Source organism: Kitasatospora xanthocidica, assembly GCF_014656195.1.
GTDB lineage: Bacteria > Actinomycetota > Actinomycetes > Streptomycetales > Streptomycetaceae > Kitasatospora > Kitasatospora xanthocidica.
In genome coordinates this window covers 89590-105626 of record NZ_BNBY01000027.1, presented here as the reverse complement: position 1 = coordinate 105626, position 16037 = coordinate 89590, and the positions used below count along the sequence as shown (strand labels likewise).

The 16037-nt window shown below is 71.3% G+C and carries 12 protein-coding genes; 1 reads left to right on the top strand and 11 read right to left on the bottom strand.

Annotation, left to right across the window (positions count from 1 at the left end):
- Positions 1 to 695: 695 nt before the first annotated feature.
- The 9 genes from IE332_RS32795 to IE332_RS32755 all read right to left on the bottom strand — a co-directional run bounded on the left by IE332_RS32795 (position 696) and on the right by IE332_RS32755 (position 11123).
- Positions 696 to 2219, bottom strand: a complete 1524-nt coding sequence (locus tag IE332_RS32795) for a CoA-acylating methylmalonate-semialdehyde dehydrogenase (RefSeq protein ID WP_189923615.1) — start codon at positions 2217 to 2219, stop codon at positions 696 to 698.
- 254 nt (positions 2220 to 2473) lie between these two features.
- The gene (locus tag IE332_RS32790; RefSeq protein WP_189923613.1) at positions 2474 to 3283 is read right to left on the bottom strand and encodes a nucleotidyl transferase AbiEii/AbiGii toxin family protein; all 810 of its coding nucleotides are present in this window, start codon (positions 3281 to 3283) and stop codon (positions 2474 to 2476) included.
- Positions 3284 to 3332: 49 nt separating this feature from the next.
- Positions 3333 to 3764, bottom strand: coding sequence for a hypothetical protein (locus IE332_RS32785; protein ID WP_189923611.1), 432 nt, complete (start codon positions 3762 to 3764; stop codon positions 3333 to 3335).
- Positions 3765 to 3900: 136 nt separating this feature from the next.
- A complete protein-coding gene (locus tag IE332_RS32780; protein ID WP_189923609.1) occupies positions 3901 to 5295 on the bottom strand; it encodes an NAD(P)/FAD-dependent oxidoreductase in 1395 nt (464 codons plus the stop codon).
- Positions 5296 to 5379: 84 nt separating this feature from the next.
- Positions 5380 to 6183, bottom strand: coding sequence for an ABC transporter permease (locus IE332_RS32775; protein WP_189923606.1), 804 nt, complete (start codon positions 6181 to 6183; stop codon positions 5380 to 5382).
- Positions 6183 to 7112 (bottom strand): ABC transporter permease, encoded by a 930-nt coding sequence (locus IE332_RS32770; RefSeq protein WP_189923604.1) that lies wholly within the window; start codon positions 7110 to 7112, stop codon positions 6183 to 6185. The genes IE332_RS32775 and IE332_RS32770 overlap by 1 nt, the downstream gene beginning before the upstream one ends.
- Positions 7109 to 8251, bottom strand: coding sequence for an ABC transporter ATP-binding protein (locus IE332_RS32765; RefSeq protein ID WP_189923602.1), 1143 nt, complete (start codon positions 8249 to 8251; stop codon positions 7109 to 7111). The genes IE332_RS32770 and IE332_RS32765 overlap by 4 nt, the downstream gene beginning before the upstream one ends.
- A gap of 40 nt (positions 8252 to 8291) precedes the next feature.
- Positions 8292 to 9542: a polyamine ABC transporter substrate-binding protein gene (locus IE332_RS32760; protein ID WP_189923600.1), complete on the bottom strand. Its 1251-nt coding sequence runs from the start codon at positions 9540 to 9542 to the stop codon at positions 8292 to 8294.
- Between the two features lie 69 nt (positions 9543 to 9611).
- Complete coding sequence (locus tag IE332_RS32755) at positions 9612 to 11123, bottom strand: gamma-aminobutyraldehyde dehydrogenase (protein WP_189923598.1); 1512 nt, start codon at positions 11121 to 11123, stop codon at positions 9612 to 9614.
- A gap of 444 nt (positions 11124 to 11567) precedes the next feature.
- Here IE332_RS32755 and IE332_RS32750 point away from each other — a divergent pair, with 444 nt between their 5' ends.
- On the top strand, positions 11568 to 13220 hold the full coding sequence (locus IE332_RS32750) for a PucR family transcriptional regulator (protein WP_189923596.1): 1653 nt from the start codon (positions 11568 to 11570) through the stop codon (positions 13218 to 13220).
- Between the two features lie 20 nt (positions 13221 to 13240).
- Here the strand turns inward: IE332_RS32750 and IE332_RS32745 are convergent, their stop codons facing one another.
- Together IE332_RS32745 and IE332_RS32740 are read right to left on the bottom strand one after the other, a co-directional pair.
- The gene (locus tag IE332_RS32745; protein ID WP_189923594.1) at positions 13241 to 14440 is read right to left on the bottom strand and encodes a polyamine ABC transporter substrate-binding protein; all 1200 of its coding nucleotides are present in this window, start codon (positions 14438 to 14440) and stop codon (positions 13241 to 13243) included.
- 67 nt (positions 14441 to 14507) lie between these two features.
- The gene (locus tag IE332_RS32740) at positions 14508 to 15866 is read right to left on the bottom strand and encodes an aspartate aminotransferase family protein (protein WP_189923592.1); all 1359 of its coding nucleotides are present in this window, start codon (positions 15864 to 15866) and stop codon (positions 14508 to 14510) included.
- Positions 15867 to 16037: the final 171 nt, after the last annotated feature.

Here is a 16037-nt window from a genome sequence, read left to right as displayed (position 1 = left end):
TGTGTTAAGCACGCCGCCAGCGTTCGTCCTGAGCCAGGATCAAACTCTCCGTGAATGTTTACCCGTAATCGGGTCGACACCCGCGTTGAGCGGCACGGCAACCACCGGAATAGGGTGATCCCGCGCACTGCGTCCTCGCTAGTGTTTTACTTCAAAAGGAATCTCCAACCCCAGAACAATCTGAGGCCGGGGATGTCAACATATCTGGCGTTGACTTTTGGCACGCTGTTGAGTTCTCAAGGAACGGACGCTTCCTTCGGACTGCCTTCCAGCAGGCCCTCCGGGCTTCGTTCTTTCGTGTTTCCAGCTTATCAGATGTTTTCCGCCCCGTTTCCGGGCTTCCTCATCCAACTCGCCGGTGTCTTCTGCGGCTTGACGCCCCGTCCGACGTTTCAAACTCTAGCCGATCCCCGCTCCGAAAAGCGAATCGACCGCAACCCATTAAAACGAGCACGCCGAATAAGAACCGAGCCACGACGCGGAAATGCGAACGCGACCCAGCCCGAACTGGGAAGTGGTGTTTCAGAGGATTGGCCGCCCCGGAACCGTCCGCGCAGATGCGTGTCCGGTGCTCCCTGCCAGGCAGCTCGAAGAACTCTACGCTCTCCTGCGGTCGGATGCAAACGGCAGGCAAACGCCCGTCGACCGGGCCCCGGGGAGATGGGGTCCGGTCGACGGGTCGGTGAAGCGCGGGCTCAGCTGTTGGTGGGGAAGCCGAGGTTGATGCCGCCGTGCGACGGGTCCAGCCAGCGCTGGGTCACGGCCTTGCCGCGGGTGAAGAAGTGCACGCCGTCCGGGCCGTACGCGTGGGCGTCGCCGAAGAGCGAGGCCTTCCAGCCGCCGAAGGAGTAGTAGGCGACCGGCACCGGGATCGGGACGTTGATGCCGACCATGCCGACCTCCACCTCGAACTGGAAGCGCCGGGCGGCGCCGCCGTCGTTGGTGAACAGGGCGGTGCCGTTGCCGTACGGGTTGGCGTTGATCAGCTCCAGGCCCTCCTCGTAGGAGGCGACGCGCACGACCGAGAGGATCGGGCCGAAGATCTCGTCGTTGTAGACGGACATGCCGGGCTTCACGTGGTCGAACAGCGTCGGGCCGAGCCAGAAGCCGTCGGTGGTCGGGGTGCCGTCCTTGTCCTCGGCGGCGATCGGGTGCTTGCGGCCGTCCACGGCGAGCTCGGCGCCGTCGGCGATGCCGGACTCCACGTAGGAGGTGACCTTGTCCCGGTGCTGGCCGGTGACCAGCGGGCCCATCTCGGAGTCGCCGTTGCAGCCCGGGCCGACCTTGAGGCCGGCGACCCGCTGCTTGATCTTCTCGACCAGCTCGTCGCCGATCGGGTCGACCGCGACCAGGACGGACACCGCCATGCAACGCTCGCCGGCCGCGCCGAATCCGGCGTTGACGGCGGCGTCGGCGGCGAGGTCCAGGTCGGCGTCGGGCAGGACCAGCATGTGGTTCTTGGCGCCGCCCAGGGCCTGCACGCGCTTGCCGTAGCGGGTGCCGGTCTCGTAGACGTAGCGGGCGATCGGGGTGGAGCCGACGAAGCTGACGGACTTGATGTCCGGGTGCTCCAGCAGGCGGTCGACGGCCACCTTGTCGCCGTGCACGACGTTGAAGACGCCGTCCGGCAGGCCTGCCTCCTTCCACAGTCCGGCGAGGAAGTTGGCGGCGGACGGGTCCTTCTCCGAGGGCTTGACCACGACGGTGTTGCCGGCCGCGATCGCGATCGGGAAGAACCACATCGGCACCATGGCCGGGAAGTTGAACGGCGAGATGATCGCGACCGGGCCGAGCGGCTGGCGGATCGAGTAGACGTCGATGCCGGTGGAGGCCTGCTCGGTGAAGCCGCCCTTGATGAGCTGCGGGATGCCGCAGGCGTACTCCACGACCTCCAGGCCGCGGGCGATCTCGCCCAGGGCGTCGGAGTGGACCTTGCCGTGCTCCGACACGATGATCGAGGCCAGCTCCTCGCGGCGGGCGTTCAGCAGCTCGCGGAAGGCGAAGAGCACGGTCGACCGCTTGGCGACCGAGGCGGTGCGCCACTCGGTGAACGCCGAGGCGGCGGCGGCCACGGCCTGGTCGACCTCGGCGATGCCGGCGAAGTCGACCTGGCCGGCGACCTGTCCGGTGGCCGGGTCGAAGATGTCACCGCGGCGGGGCGCCGCACCGGCGGTGGCGACCGGCTTGCCGGAGATCCAGTGAATGATGTGCTTGCTCAAGGTCCGTCTGCCTCCGAAGTCCCGGGCGGCGTCCTGCCACCGGTCCGGTCTGGCGCCGCCCGCGAGTGGGCCGGGCGACGGAAATTCACGGGGCTACCGCGCTCGTCTCCCAGTCTGGTCCCCGACCGGGCCGGGCTCAACGAACAGGCTGACGGGGATCTCGGATTCAGCCTTACAGGTCGTCCGGTCGCTACTCCGAACGTGTTGCTCCCCCGGCCCCCGGCCCCCGCCCAGCCGCGACTCCTCAGGCCTCCTCAGGCCTCCTCGTCCTCCGGGGACGACTCCTCCAGGTACGGGCCCTCCAGGTACGGGTCCTCCAGGTACGGATCGTGCAGTCCGTCCGCCGCCTCCCGGGTCTCCAGCAGGTCCAGCCGCAGGTCCTGCGCCCACGCCAGCGCCCACCGCTTCCGCTCACCCACGGCTCCGGCCGGCACGCCCCGGGCGCGGAACCGCCCGTCGGCCGCCTCGGCGAGCGTCTCCAGCCGGTCGGCGAGCGCCGCCGGCTGGAAGTCCGGGTCCAACTCACCTGCCAGGGCGATCAGTTCGCCCTCCCGGTAGAAGCGGGTGAGGGCGTGGACGTCGATCAGGTCGCGCGGCATGCCCCGGTCCACGAGCAGCACGGTGGTCAGCGCCGCCGCGTCCTCCAGGGCGACGACCGGCAGGACCACCGGCGGCTCGTCCGGCCCGGGCGCACCGAGGTCGAGCCGGACCGGCCGGTGGGCCAGCGGCTCCTTGCGCAGCTCCACCGAGTGCGTCCGGCCGCCCAGCGCGAGCCGTACGGTGAGCTGCTCCAGCCGGGGGGTGCCCGGCCGCTCGGCCACCCCGCCGCCCGCGGCGCGGTACGCCTCGGTGAGGGCGTCGGCGACCTCCGGCAGGTCGGCGCCGCCGGTCGCCAGGGTGAGCCCGTCCTGCGCGCAGGCGGCGATGCCGTGGGCGCGCAGCGCGTGCCCGCCGGCGAGGGCGAGCCCGTACCGGTCGCAGACCGGCGCGGCCAGACCGGCCAGGCGCAGCTGGGCGCGGCCCGGCCGGAGGGAGGCGTCGACGGTGTGCGGGGCGCTGGTCACCCCTCCAGTCTGACCCGGCCGCCCGCTCGGCGCGCCACCGCCGATGCGGTCACCACCCGCCGAGTCCGGCCGCCGCCTCGTGCAGGGCGAGCTCCAGCAGTACCGGGTCGTTCAGCCGCCCGGAGCCGTCCGGCGGGACGAGCCAGCGCACGCCGCGGCTGGTGCGTTCGGGGTGCGGGACGACGATCCAGGTGCCCTCCCCCGCGCCGCGCACCCCGGTGCCGACCCAGCGGGCGGCGGTGCCGACCGGCACCAGGAAGCTGACGTGCTCCGCGCCGAAGTCGGTGAGGACGGGGCCGCGGAGGCCGCCGTCGAGGAGCTCCAGGGCCGGGTGCCCGAGCCGTCCGGGGACGGAGAGGACGTCCCAGCGGCGGCCGGCCGGTAGCAGCATCAGGCCCAGCCCGGTGCGTTCCCACTGCTTCCGGAAGGACTCCGGGTCCGGTGCCACCTGGGCGAGCCAGTGCAGTCCGGTGCTCTCCATGTCTGTCCCCGCTTCTCGCCGTTCGTACTGTTCGGGCGGCGGCGGGAAGGACCGAGACCCGCCGCCACCAAGGAGAGGCGGACGGCGGGTCCCTCTTACACGGGTCCGGGGAAGCTTCGGACCTGCTCGCGCGGGGTCAGCTGTCGAAGCCCAGCCCCAGCCGGTCGAGCGTGCGCAGCCAGAGGTTGCGGTGGCCGCCGTTGCGGTCGGCCCGCTCCAGCGAGCGGGTGGTGATCTCGATCCCGGCCCAGCGGACCGGCTCGGGCGGAAACGGCAGCGGCTTGCTGCGCACCATCTCCAGCGAGGTGCGCTCGGTGCGCTCGCCCGCGAGCAGGTCGAGCATCACCTCGGCGCCGAAGCGGGTCGCGCCGACGCCGAGCCCGGTGTAGCCGACCGCGTAGGCGACCTTGCCCCGGTACCCGGTGTCGAAGAAGGCCGAGAACCGGCTGCAGGTGTCGATCGCGCCGCCCCAGGCGTTGGTGAAGCGCACCCCCTCCAGCTGCGGGAAGCAGCGGAAGAAGTTGTTCGCCAGGGTGCGGAAGGTCTCCGGCCGCTGGTCGTACTCGTGCCGGACGTGGCCGCCGTAGTGGTAGACCGCGTCGTAGCCGCCCCACAGGATCCGGTTGTCGGCGGAGAGCCGGAAGTAGTGGAACTTGTTGGCGCTGTCGCCGAGCCCCTGGCGCCCGCGCCAGCCGATCGAGGCGAGCTGCGCCTCGTCGAGCGGTTCGGTCATCAGCGCGTAGTCGTACACCGGCACGATGTACGGGCGGACCCGCTTGAGCAGGGACGGGAACACGTTGGTGCCGAGCGCGACCCGGCGGGCGAAGACCCGGCCGTACGTGGTGCGGGCGGCCATGCCGCTGCCGTACTCGCGCAGGTCGGTGGCGCGGGTGTGCTCGTAGACGCGCACGCCCTGGCTCAGGCAGGCGGCCTTGAGGCCCCAGGCGAGTTTGGCGGGGTGGACCATGGCCACGCCCTCCTTGTCCCAGAGGCCGCCGAGGAAGGTCGGCGAGTTCACCTCGGCGCGCAGCTGGTCGGCGTCCAGCACGGTGATGTCGAGGCCGTAGCGGGCGACCGCCTCGGCGACCTCGTGCAGCTCCTCGACCTGGTGGGGCTGGGTGGCGACGTCGATCTCGCCGGTGCGCTCCCACTCGGCGTCGATGCCGTAGCGCTTGACGGTCGCCTCGATGCCGTCGAGGTTGGCGGCGCCGAGACGTTCCAGCTGGGCGAGTTCGGAGGGCCAGCGCTCCAGGCCGTTGCCGAAGCCGTGGGTGAGGCTGGCCGCGCAGAACCCGCCGTTGCGCCCCGACGCGGCCCACCCGACCTCGTTGCCCTCGACCAGGACGACGTCCAGTGAGGGGTCGCGTTCCTTGGCGATGAGGGCGGTCCACAGACCGGAGTAGCCGCCGCCGACGACCAGCAGGTCGCAGGTGGTGTCGCCGACCAGGGCGGGCAGCGCCGCCGGCCGGCCGGGGTCCTCCAGCCAGAAGGGGGTGGGCCTGGCGTCACTGAGCGCGCGGGCGGAGTCCATGCATTATCAGCCACTTTCCACGGATAGATGACATTACGGGCCACCGCCGTCCGACCGTACGTCAGGCGGTGGCCGTGCGGCACGTCAGGCGGTGGCCTTGCGGCGGTTGCCGAGCCACTGGCCGGCGACGGTCAGCACGACGGCGGCGAGGAACATCGCGGTGCCGATCACGTTGACCTGCACCGGGATGCCGCGCTGCGAGGCGCCCCAGACGAACATCGGGAAGGTGACCGTGGTCGGGCCCGAGTTGAACTGGGTGATGATGAAGTCGTCGAAGGAGAGCGCGAAGCTGAGCAGCGCGCCCGCCGCGATACCGGGTGCCGCCAGCGGCAGGGTGACCCGGAGGAAGGTCTGGACGGGGGTCGCGTAGAGGTCCTGGGCGGCCTGTTCGAGCCTCGGGTCCATGCTCATCACGCGGGCCTTGACCGCCGTCACCACGAAGCTGAGGCAGAACATGATGTGCGCGATGAGGATGGTGGTGAAGCCGAACGGGATGCGCATGTTGAGGAAGAGCGTCCCGAGCGAGGCGGCCATGACCACCTCGGGCATGGCCATCGGCAGGAAGATCATCGCGGTGGTGGCGGAGCGGCCGCGGAAGCGGTAGCGGGCCAGTGCGAAGGCGACCATGGTGCCGAGCACGGTGGCGCCGATGGTGGCGAGCACCGCGATCTGCAGGCTGAGCGAGAGCGACTGGCACATGTCGGCCACGCCGCAGGGGTTGGTCCAGGCGTCGGTGGAGAACTCGTTCCACTCGTAGTTGAACTTGCCCACCGGCTTGTTGAACGAGAAGGCGAGCACGACCAGGTTGGGCAGCACCAGGTAGGCGAGGGCCAGCAGTCCGGCCAGCACCACCAGGTGGGCGCGGACCCACTTCAGAATCCGGGACATCAGACCAGTTCCTCCGTCCCGGCCTTGCGCATGTAGACCGTCACCATGCCCAGGATCAGGGCCATCAGGATGAAGCTCAGCGCGGCCGCCGTGGGGTAGTCGAGCACGTTCAGGAACTGCTTCTGGATGCCGTTGCCGACCATCTGCTCGCTCGGCGAGCCCAGCAGCTGGGCGTTGATGTAGTCGCCGGAGGCCGGGATGAAGGTCAGCAGGGTGCCCGCGACCACGCCCGGCAGCGAGATCGGGAAGGTGACCTTGCGGAAGGTGGTGAACGGGCGGGCGTAGAGGTCGCCGGCCGCCTCGTGCAGCCGCGGGTCGATCCGCTCCAGCGAGGTGTACAGCGGAAGGATCATGAACGGCAGGAAGTTGTACGTCAGGCCGCAGACCACCGCGAGCGGCGTGGCCAGCACCCGGTCGCCGGAGGTCAGGCCGACCAGGTTGGTGAGGTCCAGGACGTGCAGCGCGTTCAGCGCGCCGACCACCGGGCCGCCGTCGGACAGGATGGTCTTCCAGGCCAGCGTGCGGATCAGGAAGCTGGTGAAGAACGGCGCGATGACCAGGATCAGGATGACGTTGCGCCAGCGCTTGCTCGCCTTGAAGGCGATCGTGTACGCGAGCGGGTAGCCGACGGCCAGGCAGAGCACGGTGGCCACGGCCGCGTAGGAGAACGAGCGGACGAAGTGCCACTTGTACTCGACCAGGGCGTCCCAGTAGGTCGAGAAGTGCCAGGTGACCTTGAAGCCCTCTTCGAGCGAGCCGGTCTGCAGCGAGGTGGACGCCTGGTAGAGCATCGGGACGGCGAAGAAGACCACCAGCCAGGCGATGCCGGGCAGCAGCAGCCAGTACGGGGTGAGCTTGCGCCGGGGCTTGCCCTCCGCGGGGGTCAACGGGATGACTTGGGGCGGCGCCGCCGGGGTGGTGGTGGTCATGCGGCCTCCTCCCCGGTGCCCGCGTCGATCGCCTGCGAGGCGTCCAGGGCGAAGGAGTGCGCCGGGTTCCAGTGCAGCCGGACGCCGGCGCCGGGGACGATCCGGGCGTCGCGCTCCATGTTCTGCTCGAAGACGGTGACCTCCTGGCCGCCGTCGGTGCGCACCACGTACTGGGTGGAGACGCCGATGAAGCTGGAGTCGAGCACCGTGCCGACGAGCGCGTTGCGGCCCTCGGCGACCTCCTCGGTGACGTGGGTGATGGTGATCTTCTCCGGGCGGACGCCGAGGTGGACGCGCTTGGCGTCGGTGGCGCAGCGGGCCTTCGGCACGGTGAGGCGGGTGCCGGCGGCGCTGAGCAGCAGGTCCTCGCCGGCGGTGCCGGTGACCTCGGCGGGCAGCAGGTTGGACTGACCGAGGAAGTTGGCCACGAAGGTGGTGGCGGGGTTCTCGTACAGGTCGGCGGGCGCGCCCAGTTGCTCGACCCGGCCGCCGTTCATCACCGCGATGGTGTCGGCCATGGTCATGGCCTCCTCCTGGTCGTGGGTGACGTGCACGAAGGTGATGCCGACCTCGGTCTGGATCCGCTTGAGCTCCAGCTGCATCTGGCGGCGGAGCTTGAGGTCGAGCGCGCCGAGCGGCTCGTCCAGGAGCAGCACCTGCGGGTGGTTGATCAGCGCGCGGGCGACCGCGACGCGCTGCTGCTGGCCGCCGGAGAGCTGGTGCGGCTTGCGCCGGGCGTACTGGCCGAGTTCGACCAGCTCCAGCATGTCCTCGACCTGCTTCTTGACGTCCTTCTTGCCGCGCCGGCGCAGGCCGAAGGCGACGTTCTCGAAGATGTCCAGGTGCGGGAAGAGCGCGTAGCTCTGGAAGACGGTGTTCACCGGCCGCTTGTACGGGGGCAGGGCGGTGACGTCCTGGCCGCCGATCAGGACGGTGCCGCTGGTGGGCTCCTCCAGGCCGGCGATCATGCGCAGGGTGGTGGTCTTGCCGCAGCCGGAGGCGCCCAGCAGGGCGAAGAAGGAGCCCTGGGGGACGGTCAGGTCGAGGGGGTGGACGGCGGTGAAGGAACCGTAGGTCTTGCCGATGCCGGTGAGCCGGACGTCGCCGCCGGCGGCCGCGTCGCGCTGCTGGTCTGTCATGGGGTGGTGTCTTCCTGGGTCTCTCTGCCGGGGGTGGGGGTCAGGCGCCGATGAGCTTGGAGAACTTCTGCTCGAAGTCGGTCTCCTCGCTCTCGGTGAGCGTGCGGAACACGTGCGCCTTGGCCGCCATCTCGGGGGTGGGTACGACCAGCGGGTTGGCCGCGCTGTCCGGGGCGAGGGCGGTGAGCTCGTCCTTCATCCCGGTGACGGCGGAGACGTAGCCGATGCCCGCGACCAGCTGCGCCGCGATCTTCGGCTGATAGTAGAAGTCGATCAGCTTTTCCGCGTTCGCCTTGTGCTGCGCCTTGGCCGGGACCAGCAGGTTGTCGGTCGAGGAGATGAAGCCCTTCTCCGGGACGACGAACTCGATGTCCTGGTTGTCGGCGCGCAGTTGGATCAGGTCGCCGCCCCAGGCGACGCAGGCGGCGATGTCCCCGGAGGAGAGCTCCTGGCCGTAGTCGTTGCCGGTGAAGCGGCGGATCTGCTTGCTGTCGACGGCCTTCTGCACCCGGGCGATCGCGGCCTCGAAGTCGTCGGCGGTGAACTTCGCCGGGTCCTTGCCCATGTCCAGCAGGACCATCCCGATGCTGTCGCGCATCTCGGAGAGGAAGGTGACCCGGCCCTTGAGGTCAGGGTCGTCCAGCAGCTGGGAGACGCTGGTGACCTCCTTCCCCTTGGTCGCCTTCTTGTTGTAGGCGACGACGACCTGGATGCCGGCCCACGGGTAGGAGTAGAGCCGGCCCGGGTCCCAGTCGGGGGCGCGGAAGCGCGGTTCGACGTTGGTGATCGCGGTGGTGACGTTCGCCGGGTTGAGCTTCTGCACCCAGCCGAGCCGGATCAGCCGGGCGGCCATCCAGTCGGTGAGCACCATCAGGTCGCGGCCGGTGTCCTGGCCGGAGGCGAGCTGCGGCTTGATCTTGCCGAAGAACTCGACGTTGTCGTTGACGTCCTCGGTGTACTTGACCTTGATCCCGGTGGTCGCGGTGAAGGCCTCCAGGGTGCCGTGCTTCTCCTTGTCCTGCTCGTCGGTGTCCACGTAGAGCGGCCAGTTGGAGAAGGAGACCTCCTTCTCGGTGTCCGAGAGGTCCTTGGCGGCGTTCGCGGTGGAGTCACCGGTCGCCCGGGGCGCCGCCGGGATGCCGCAGGCCGCCAGGGTGCCCGCTCCGGCGGTCAGGGCGGCGGCGCGCAGCAGGGCGCGGCGGCCGAGCGCGGCCCGGCCGCTGGTCAGGCTGCGTTCCCAGGCCTTGCGGACCGGTTCGGGCAGACCGTCGGTGAGCTCGTTGAACGCCATGGAACGGGCCTCCTGGGGGAGAAGGGGCGTGGGGGAAGCGCCCTGGGTCCGGGGGTTGCTGGTCCGGGGTTATCTGTCGCCGAAGACGGTGCGGTGCCAGTCCTTGCGGGCCACCGCGGTGGTGTCGAACATGACGTGCTTGACCTGCGTGTACTCGTCCAGCGAGTACTGGGACATGTCCTTGCCGTAGCCGGACGCCTTGTAGCCGCCGTGCGGCATCTCGCTGATGATCGGGATGTGGTCGTTGACCCAGACGCACCCGGCCGCGATCTCCCGGGTGGCGCGCAGCGCGCGGTGCACGTTGCCCGTCCAGGCGGAGGCGGCCAGGCCGTAGGGGGTGTCGTTGGCCAGCCGCAGTCCCTCGTCGTCGCCGTCGAAGGGCAGCACGACCAGCACCGGCCCGAAGACCTCGCCCTGGACGACCTCGCTGTCCTGGGCGGCGCCGGTGATCAGGGTCGGCGGGTAGTACGCGCCCCGGGTGAGGTCGAAGCCGTCGTGGCCCTTCTGCGGCACCCGGCCGCCGGTAACCACGGTGGCGTACCCGCGGGCGCGCTCCACGAAGCCCGCCACCCGGTCCCGGTGGGTGTACGAGACCAGCGGGCCGAGGTCGGTGCGCGGGTTCAGCGGGTCGCCGATCCGGACCGCCGCGAACAGCTCGGCCACCCCGGCCACGAAGGCCTCGTACAGCGGGCGCTGGACGTACGCGCGGGTGGCGGCGGTGCAGTCCTGGCCGCCGTTGATCAGCGAGGCGGCGACGGCGCCGTGCACGGCGGCGTCCAGGTCGGCGTCGTCGAAGACCACGAACGGGGCCTTGCCGCCGAGCTCCAGGTGGGTGCGCTTGACGCTCGCGGTGGCGAGTTCGGCGACCCGCCTGCCGACGGCGGTGGAGCCGGTGAAGGAGACCATCGCGACGTCCGGGTGCCCGACCAGGTGCTCGCCCGCGGTGCGGCCGGCGCCGGTGACCACGTTGACCACGCCGTCCGGGATGCCCGCCTCCGTACAGGCCGCGGCGAACATCAGCGAGGTCAGCGGGGTCAGCTCGGCCGGCTTGAGCACGATGGTGTTGCCCGCCGCGATCGCCGGGAGGATCTTCCAGGCGGCCATCTGCAGCGGGTAGTTCCACGGCGAGATCGAGCCGACCACGCCGATCGCCTCGCGCCGCACGTACGAGGTGTGGTCGCCGGAGTACTCCCCGGCCGCCTTGCCCTCCAGGTTGCGGGCGGCGCCGGCGAAGAACGCCGCGTTGTCGACGGTGCCGGGGACGTCGAACTCGGTGGCCAGCTTGACCGGCTTGCCGGTCTGCGCGGTCTCCACCCGGGCCAGGTCCGCGCCGGCGCCGGCCAGTACGGCGGCCAGCCGGGTGAGCGCCTCGGAGCGGGCGCCGGGGGTGGCGGAGGACCAGCCGGGCAGGGCGGCCTTCGCGGCGGCGACGGCCGCGTCGACGTCCCCGGCGGTGGCCAGGGCGACCTGCTGGACCACGCTGCCGTCGGCGGGGTTGACGACCTGGAAGGGCGCGCCGCTCCCCCGGGTCCGGCGGCCCGCGATGTACTGGGCGCCCGCGCCGAAGTCGGTCAGGTCCATCTGCTTCCTCCAAGTGCCGGTGTACGACTGGGCGACGGAGCGCCCGCCTCCGCGGTGGGGGTCTGCGGGAGTGCGGGAGTCCGTCCGGTCGATCATCGGGGTTGCGCGATCCTGACAGTCCGATCCGCTCCGGACAAGGGATTCCACGGTTGCGTTCTCGTTAACGCGACGGATTCCGGCGTGGGGTCGGGTTTCCGCCACAGCGCCGACCCGCTGACCATGCCCGGTGCCGCCGGGGCGTGACAAGGGTCACTGCGGCAATCTCGATACGAAGGGCCTTACAGGGTGCAAGGGTCCCGGCAGGGCGACAGGTCGTCGGGAGGATGGATGATTCACCTGACACTCTGACCAGCGCCGATCCCCCGCACACCGTTCCCCACGCAACCGCACAACCGATCCCCGCACCGATCCCCCGCACCGGCCCCACGGCCATGGAGGCCCGCGATGCTCCCCACCGTCGCCCGCGTACTCGACCTGGAGGTGATGCGGCGCGGCCTGCCCCAGGTCGTGGCCGGCGCCGACCACCTGGAGCGGCCCGTCCGCTGGGTCCACGTCAGCGAACTGCCCGACGTCGCCGGGATGCTGCGCGGCGGCGAACTGGTGCTGACCACCGGCATCGCACTGCCCGAGGACCGCGAGGGCCTGGCCCGCTACATCCGCGACCTGGACGAGGTCGGGGTGGCCGGCCTGGTCGTCGAGTTCGGGCGGCGCTACTTCGACACGCTCCCCCGGGCACTGGTGAACGCCGCCGAGCAGCGCGGGCTGCCGCTGATCACGCTCCGCCGCGAGCTGCGCTTCGTCGCCGTCACCGAGGCCGTGCACGCCCTGGTGGTCAACGCCCAGCTGGAGCAGCTGCGGGTCTCCGAGTCCGTCCACCAGGTGTTCAACGAACTGGTGGTGGAGGGCGCCGAGCCGCCCGAGGTGATCCGGCAGGTGGCCCGGATGGCGGGCGCGCCGGTCGTCCTGGAGAACCTCGCCCACCAGGTGCTCGCCCACGACACCGCCGGGCGTCCGGAGGCCGAGGTGCTGGAGCACTGGGAGCGCCGCTCGCGCGGGGTGCGGCCGCCCGGCCGCACCGGCCACGACCCGCGCAGCGGCTGGCTGGTCACCACCGTCGGCGCCCGCGGCCAGGACTGGGGCCGGCTGGTGCTGGTCCAGGAGCCCGGCCCGCTGCCCGAGGGCCAGGCCCACCCGCACGGCATGCTGCTGGAGCGCGGGGCGTCCGCGCTGGCGCTCAACCGGCTGGTGGTCCGCGACCGGGAGAGCCTGGAGCGGCAGACCCACCGCACCCTGCTCTCCGGCATCCTCACCCACGCGCTGACCGTCTCCGAGGCGGCGCTGCGCGCCCAGGCGCTCGGCGTCCCGCTGGAGGGCCGCCGACTGGTCGGCGTGGTGCTGCGGCAGCGGCGCGGGCCGATCCCGGCCGCGCTGGAGGCGCAGGCCAGGCTGCGCGACTTCACCGAACTGGCGGCCGGCGCGGTCCGGGCCAGCCGGCTCTCCGCGCTGGTCGGCGCCCTGGACGACGAGGCGGTCGGCCTGCTGATCTCGCTCGGCGCCCAGCAGGACGAGCACGCCGCGCTGGACGCCTTCTCGGCCGCGCTGCGCCGGATGTCCGCCGAGGCCGCCCGGGAGGGCGCCGACCCGGCGGGCCCGGTGGTCGCGGTCGGCTCCTCGGTCGGCTCGGTGCGCGACGCCCGGCGCACCCTGCTGGAGGCCACCCAGGTCGCCGACGCCGCCCTGCACGACGCGCCCGGCGGCCGCACCGCCTCCTACTACCGGCTGCCGGACGTCCGGCTGCGCGGCCTGCTCCACCTGCTGCGCGACGACGCCCGGCTGCAGACCTACGTGGAGCGCGAGCTGGGCCCACTGCTGGCCCACGACGCCGAGCACAACGGCCAGTTGGTGCAGATGCTGCGGATCTACCTGGAGCAGGGCCGGAACAAGTCGGCCGCGGCGGACGCCGCGCACCTGTCCCGGCCGTCCTTCTACGACCGGCTGCACAAGGTCGAGCGGATCCTCGGCGTGGACCTCGACCAGGTCGAGTCCTGTCTCTCCCTGCACGTCGCCCTGCTCGCGCTGGACGCCGTACGGCGCTGAGCCGGAGTCCGTCCGGTGGGTCACACCCCGGTGATGCGGCCCCAGACCTTGTGCAGCCCGGGCCGCTCCGCCGAGGTGACGTCGCGCATGGTGCGCAGCCGGGCGCGCATCTCCTCGGTCGGGAAGACCAGCGGGTTCTCGGCGAGTTCGGCCTTCTCCTTGTCGCCACTGGCCGCCAGCACCTCGCGGGCGGCCGGCACCGGGCAGATGTACTGGACGGCCGCGGCGAGCTCGGCGGCCACCTCGGGCTGGTAGTAGTAGTCGATCAGCGCCTCGGCGTTGCGCTTGTGGGTGGCCCGGTTGGGGATCATCAGGCTCTCCGCCCACAGCTCGCCGCCCTCCTCCGGCACCACGAACTCGATGTCCGGGTTCTCGGCGGTGAGCTGGACGGCGTCCCCGGAGTAGGCCTGGCAGGCGAGGGCCGCACCGGAGGCGAGGTCGCTGGTGTAGTCGTTGCCGGTGAAGCGGCGGACGTGGCCGGTGTCGACCATCTTCTGCACCAGGTCCATCGCCTTGCGCGCGTCGTCGTCGGTGAACGCCGCGAGCTCCGCGCCCTGGGAGAGCATCAGCAGCCCGAGCGCCTCGTCCAGCCCGGCGAACAGCGTGACCCGGCCCTTGAGGTCGGGCGCCCACAGGTCGGCGGTGGACCTGATCTCCCGGCCGAGCGCCTTGCGGTTGTAGGCGATGCCGGTGATCCCGGACTGCCAGGGCACGCTGCGCCGGCGCCCGGGGTCGAAGGCCGGGTTCGCGAGCTGCGGGTCCAGGTTGGCGGTGACGTTGGGCAGGTTGGCCCGGTCCATGGCCTGCACCCAGCCCAGCGAGACGTACCGCCCGGCCATCCAGTCGCTGACCACCATCAGGTCCCGGCCGGGGTCCGCGCCCTGGGTGAGCACCGGGCTGATCTTGCCGAAGAACTCGTCGTTGTCGTTGATGTCCTCGGTGTAGGCGACCTCGATGCCGCTCTTCGCGACGAAGGCGTCCAGGGTCGGGCGCCCGCCCTGGTCGTCGGTGTCGATGTACTGCGTCCAGTTGGAGAAGGCGAGCCGCCTGTCGCTGTCCGAGCGGTCCGGCGCCGACCGGCGGTCCTCGGCGACGTACGCGGACGGGATCCCGCAGCCGGTCAGCGTGCCCGCGCCGAGCAGCGCGGCCCCGCCGAGCACGGAACGCCGGCGCACGGCGGTGGAGTCGTACGAACGGCGGGTCAGGGTGGAGCTGGGCATGGCGAGCCTTCCGGAGCGTGGGACGGCCCCGGGCACACAGGTGTCCGGGGCCGTCCTGGTAGGAACGTCAGACGGTGTGCGCGTCGGTGAGCGACAGCACCTCGTCCAGCACCGCGAGGCCGGTCTTGGCCTCCTCCTCGGTGACGGTGCACGGCGGGACGACGTGGAAGCGGTTCATGTTGACGAACGGCCAGAGCCCGCGCTGCTTGCAGGCGGCGGCCAGCTCGGCCATCGGCGCGTTGGCGGCGCCCGCGGCGTTGTACGGCACCAGCGGCTCGCGGGTCGTCCGGTCCTTCACCAGGTCGAGCGCCCAGAACACGCCCATGCCGCGGACCTCGCCGATCGACGGGTGCCGCTCGGCCAGCTCACGCAGGCCGGGGCCGAGCACGTCCTCGCCGATCCGCTTGGCGTTCTCTACGATGCCCTCCTCCGCCATCGTGTTGATGGTCGCCACCGCCGAGGCGCAGGCCAGCGGGTGGCCGGAGTAGGTGAGCCCGCCGGGGAACGGCCGCTCGTCGAAGGTGGCCGCGATCTCGGCGCTGATCGCCACGCCGCCGAGCGGCACGTAGCCGGAGTTGACGCCCTTGGCGAAGGTGAGCAGGTCCGGGGTGACGCCCCAGTGGTCGGCGGCGAACCACTCGCCGGTGCGGCCGAAGCCCGCCATCACCTCGTCGAGGATGAACACGATGCCGTGGCGGTCGCAGATCTCCCGCACCCCCGCCAGGTAGCCCGGCGGCGGCACGAGGATGCCCGCCGTGCCGACCACGGTCTCCAGGATGACCGCCGCGACGGTGCCCGGCCCCTCGAACGCGATCACCTCCTCCAGGTGCCGCAGCGCGCGCTCGCACTCCTGCGCCTCGTTCTCGGCGTGGAAGTTGGAGCGGTAGGCGTACGGGCCCCAGAAGTGCACCACGCCGGAGACGCCGGTCTCGTTGGCCCAGCGCCGCGGGTCGCCGGTGAGGGCGATCGCGTTGGCGGTGGCGCCGTGGTACGAGCGGTAGGTGGAGAGGACCTTCTGCCGGCCGGTGTGCAGCCGGGCCAGCCGGATGGCGTTCTCGTTGGCCTCGGCGCCGCCGTTGGTGAAGAAGATCTTGTCCAGGTCGCCCGGGGTGCGCTCGGCGACCAGCCGGGCCGCCTCGCTGCGCGCCTCGACCGCGAAGCCGGGGGCGATGGTGCAGAGCTTCGCCGCCTGCTCCTGGATCGCGGCGACCACCTTCGGGTGCTGGTGGCCGATGTTGGTGTTGACCAGCTGCGAGGAGAAGTCGAGGTAGCGGTTTCCGTCGTAGTCCCAGAAGTACGAGCCCTCGGCGCCGGCCACCGCGAGGGGGTCGATCAGCGCCTGGGCGGACCACGAGTGGAAGACGTGCGCGCGGTCGGCGGCCTTGACGGCCTGGCCGGCGGCTGAGTCAGCGGTGGGGATGCTCATGCCGGTAAGGCTAGGGCGAGTTGCTCGGGAAGTGCAGTTCCATCGTGTCAGCCGGTCGCGCGATCCGTCGACAGGGTGCAAAGCCACAAGGGCCCGGGGCGAAAAGCCCCGGACCCTTGGTCAGTTCATACGACCTGAACTACATCAGATCGCGGTCATACTGCGCCCGAC

Excerpts from the sequence above, each read along its gene's own strand:
- IE332_RS32780 (WP_189923609.1), bottom strand. The coding sequence starts at position 5,295 with ATGGACTCCGCCCGCGCGCTCAGTGACGCCAGGCCCACCCCCTTCTGG.
- IE332_RS32755 (WP_189923598.1), bottom strand. The coding sequence starts at position 11,123 with ATGGACCTGACCGACTTCGGCGCGGGCGCCCAGTACATCGCGGGCCGC.
- IE332_RS32785 (WP_189923611.1), bottom strand. The coding sequence starts at position 3,764 with ATGGAGAGCACCGGACTGCACTGGCTCGCCCAGGTGGCACCGGACCCG.
- IE332_RS32750 (WP_189923596.1), top strand. The coding sequence starts at position 11,568 with ATGCTCCCCACCGTCGCCCGCGTACTCGACCTGGAGGTGATGCGGCGC.
- IE332_RS32745 (WP_189923594.1), bottom strand. The coding sequence starts at position 14,440 with ATGCCCAGCTCCACCCTGACCCGCCGTTCGTACGACTCCACCGCCGTG.
- IE332_RS32770 (WP_189923604.1), bottom strand. The coding sequence starts at position 7,112 with ATGACCACCACCACCCCGGCGGCGCCGCCCCAAGTCATCCCGTTGACC.
- IE332_RS32740 (WP_189923592.1), bottom strand. The coding sequence starts at position 15,866 with ATGAGCATCCCCACCGCTGACTCAGCCGCCGGCCAGGCCGTCAAGGCC.
- IE332_RS32765 (WP_189923602.1), bottom strand. The coding sequence starts at position 8,251 with ATGACAGACCAGCAGCGCGACGCGGCCGCCGGCGGCGACGTCCGGCTC.
- IE332_RS32760 (WP_189923600.1), bottom strand. The coding sequence starts at position 9,542 with ATGGCGTTCAACGAGCTCACCGACGGTCTGCCCGAACCGGTCCGCAAG.
- IE332_RS32775 (WP_189923606.1), bottom strand. The coding sequence starts at position 6,183 with ATGTCCCGGATTCTGAAGTGGGTCCGCGCCCACCTGGTGGTGCTGGCC.